Annotated in this window: 5 protein-coding genes; 2 read left to right on the forward strand and 3 right to left on the reverse strand. The window is 50.2% G+C overall.

Features of this window, described 5'->3' with window-relative positions; genetic code table 11:
• On the forward strand, positions 1-249 hold a 249-nt coding region (locus RMO27_RS21865; protein WP_309736567.1), incomplete at its 5' end, for a HisA/HisF-related TIM barrel protein.
• Between the two features lie 133 nt (positions 250-382).
• On the opposite strand, the gene RMO27_RS21870 is transcribed toward RMO27_RS21865, so the two are convergent.
• Positions 383-1,261, reverse strand: a complete 879-nt coding sequence (locus tag RMO27_RS21870) for a RodZ domain-containing protein (RefSeq protein WP_309736569.1) — start codon at positions 1,259-1,261, stop codon at positions 383-385.
• Positions 1,262-1,327: 66 nt separating this feature from the next.
• Entirely contained in the window at positions 1,328-2,110 is a 783-nt protein-coding gene (locus tag RMO27_RS21875) for a pseudouridine synthase (protein WP_309736571.1), read from the reverse strand.
• 171 nt (positions 2,111-2,281) lie between these two features.
• Here RMO27_RS21875 and RMO27_RS21880 point away from each other — a divergent pair, with 171 nt between their 5' ends.
• Entirely contained in the window at positions 2,282-2,974 is a 693-nt protein-coding gene (locus RMO27_RS21880) for a DUF2993 domain-containing protein (RefSeq protein ID WP_309736573.1), read from the forward strand.
• An 18-nt stretch (positions 2,975-2,992) separates the two neighbouring features.
• Here RMO27_RS21880 and RMO27_RS21885 read toward each other — a convergent pair.
• On the reverse strand, positions 2,993-3,194 hold a 202-nt coding region (locus RMO27_RS21885), incomplete at its 5' end, for a hypothetical protein (RefSeq protein WP_309736575.1).

Genomic DNA, 3,194 nt, shown 5'->3' on the forward strand with positions numbered 1-3,194 from the left:
GTCACGAGTATGGATGCCGATGGCACCAAGGCTGGCTACGACCTCGATCTGACCCGATTGATCGCTACTGCTGTCCAAGTGCCCGTCATTGCCTCCGGTGGTGCGGGCAACTGCGAACACATCTATCAAGCCGTCACCGACGGACATGCCGAAGCCGCATTACTAGCATCTCTGCTCCACTATGGCGAACTTACTGTCGCCGAGATCAAGGAATATCTACATGACAAGCAAGTAACTGTGAGAATTTAAGTCCCGCTCTCGATGAAATCTCAGGCTCTGTAGGGTGTGTTACCGCGAAGCGTAATGCACCAAAGATAATTAAAAAGCAGAGTTAGCAACCGTTTTGGTTGCTAACTCTGCTTTTTAATTGGTATCAGAATAGTTATTTACTGACCTTAACCGTCGTGCTCAGTTTTTGACCGACTTTACCTAATGGTTGCGCTGGTTGGCCGTCGCGAGACAGCAGCAAACCCCCAGCATTATTGGTATTGACAGTTACCTGCTTAGTCGCAATCCAGCTCAGTTGCATTCCCGGCTGGAGATTGCCAGTAAATTTAGTCGTGCCATCGATCCCGATTTGCGCCCACGTCGGACTTTGAATCGCGATCCCGATTTTGACATCAGCTAATTTCTGAGCTGGCTGCGAGTTGGTCGGACGAACAACGGCGATCCCCGCCGCTCGTGGTGGGATGACATTGCTCGCGATCGCGGGTGGTTTGATGGCATTATTGAGCAGGTAAGACGTCACCGCACCCGCACAAACAATCGCTAGCGTGTAACCAATATAAATTTGCAAAGGATTAATCCGAATTGTCGGATTAAAGCCAGTCAACTGGAGTTTGGTCGTTGGCTCGAAAGTGGCGGCTTCGGGTGCCCAGTGAGGTACCCGTGCGGAGATGGTCAGCCCATTCAAGCCGAGGCTATCGCTGTAGCGTTTGACTAAACCTCTGACGTAAACAGGTTCGGGCAACATTTCCAGATGACCTTCTTCGATCGCTTGAATCAATCGTGGCTGAATCCGCGTCCGTGCCGACAAATCCTCGATCGTCAATTGCCGCTGCTGGCGCAATTGCCGCAACTCCCCACCAATCTCTTGCAAGATCTCGCTGGGCGTCGGTGGCAAGGGTGCTGGTTCGTGGACGATGGGTATTGGCAAGGGACGAGGCTCTAGGGAAGAGGCGACACTAGCGAAAATGTGATGTGGTGAGAGTTTAGAAAACTTGAGAGCGGTAATATGCTTGAGCGGTGCCAGTAGAGTCACGATCGCTGATTGTGGGGTAGTGTTAAGGGATAATTGTCGGGGTTTAAGTCCAGGGATCGCTGGTTCTCAGCTTGCAGATTCCCCTGTGATGAGTAAATCTGCATCTGTGCGATCCCCAGTAAATTGGAGACTGTGAAGCTCGGCTAATTGCAAATGGCGGTAGGAACCGATCTGCTGGGGTACATCTCCATCGATGCTAATATTACCAATACTGGTACGATGAAGATGTAAAACTGGATGCCGTAATCGATCTGCCACGCGGCGGATTTGCCGATTGCGACCTTCAGTAAGGACAATTGTCAGCAAAGTGCGATCGGTCTGTTGCTTGACAACATCAACCTGCGCGGGCAATGTATATCGACCGTCCAAGTCGATCCCGTTTCGCCAATCAGCTAGTGTGGTGGCGGAGGGGCGACCTTTCACCCAAACTGCATAGGTCTTACTAATACTATGACGCGGGTGAGTCAGTCGAAATGTCAGCTCGCCATCATTGGTGAGTAACAACGCACCACTAGAATCAATATCTAATCTACCTACTGGATGAATTCCTTCATCTTCACGCAGTTGTGGTGGTAGTAGGTCCAATACTGTCGGCCGACCTTGGGGATCGTAACAGGTGGAGACTATCCCAACTGGTTTATTGAGTAGTAAGTATACATGCTCAGGTCTGCTCTGTAATGCAATTAGTTTACCATCAACTTCAATTCGATCGGTAGTCGGTTCGGCTGTTTGTCCTAATTTGGCCACTTCGCCGTTGACACGCACTCGTCCAGCCAAGATTAACTGTTCCGCGCGCCGTCGGGAAGCAATTCCCCATTGCGATAAAATTTTTTGAAGCCGTGCGGCCATAGTTTAGTTGATAGTTGATAGCTAAAGAACATTACCGCAGATTACCGAGTAGATTGCAGACACAGTAGATTTGCCGCTAGTACACCGTTAATCTATTATTCACTGGTAACTAGCGACTATTTGCATGTAAACTCTTTTGCAGAAATATTACATATTTATAGAGCGACTCAATTGACAAATCAAACTAGAGGGATTGTGGGTTCGGTGCTAGCACCTGCTTGTCGGGTCTGGCTTCGATCGCAAGTATCGCATGTCGATGACCTCCAAGTAGCGATCGCTGGCGGCAGTCGGCAAATTTTGGGCGGTCGGATTCCCCGGGTGGCAGTGGGGGCGGTGGGAGCGATCTATCAAGGCTTAACACTGGGATCGATCGATCTGATTGCGGAAGATATTCGGATTAATCTTCCTCAAGTCATCAAGGGTCAACCGTTGTGCTTGCTCGCGCCAATTGCCGTGCTAGCTGATGTCAAATTTAGCGAACGCGATTTGCAGACTTCTCTAGCTGCGCCACTATTATCCCAAGCCATTACCGATTTGCTCGGTCAAATTCTGGCGACCGATCTCCCTCAGACCAACTGGCAGATTGATTGGCAGCATCTACAAATTATCCCCCAGACCTTAATTTTACAAGGAAATCTCACTTTAGCCGAGCGCACCGCGCCGATCGAGATCTCGATGGGGATCGCGATTCGTGACGGACATCTACTCGACCTCGATCCCCTCAAAATTAGTTGTTCGATCAATCTCCCAGGGCGAGACATCACTAAGTACCAAATCGATCTCGGCGCGGATGTCCAGATCGACCAGCTCGATCTTCAGGCTGGCCAATTACTCTGTCAAGGCCGCATTCAAGTTAATCCCTAAACTCCCAACTCCCCGCTCTCAAATTCTCCGTTTGATCATTAACATTCTAGCCACCCCCAACACCGCGCTCATCGATCGCCATCGATCGACAGTTGCTAATTGTTGCTGATAAAGCTGTCGCACAGAGCGGATCTGATCGCCACTAGACTCGATCGATTGTTGGGAATCGATCGACATCAGCCGCTCCCACTCCCGTTCCCAGCACTCACACCAAGTGGCG

The organism is Chamaesiphon sp. OTE_75_metabat_556 (assembly GCF_031378165.1).
Lineage (GTDB): Bacteria > Cyanobacteriota > Cyanobacteriia > Cyanobacteriales > Chamaesiphonaceae > Chamaesiphon.

Bases quoted from the DNA above. Each gene is read 5' to 3' on its own strand.
- RMO27_RS21875 (WP_309736571.1), bottom strand. From the start codon at position 2,110: ATGGCCGCACGGCTTCAAAAAATTTTATCGCAATGGGGAATTGCTTCC.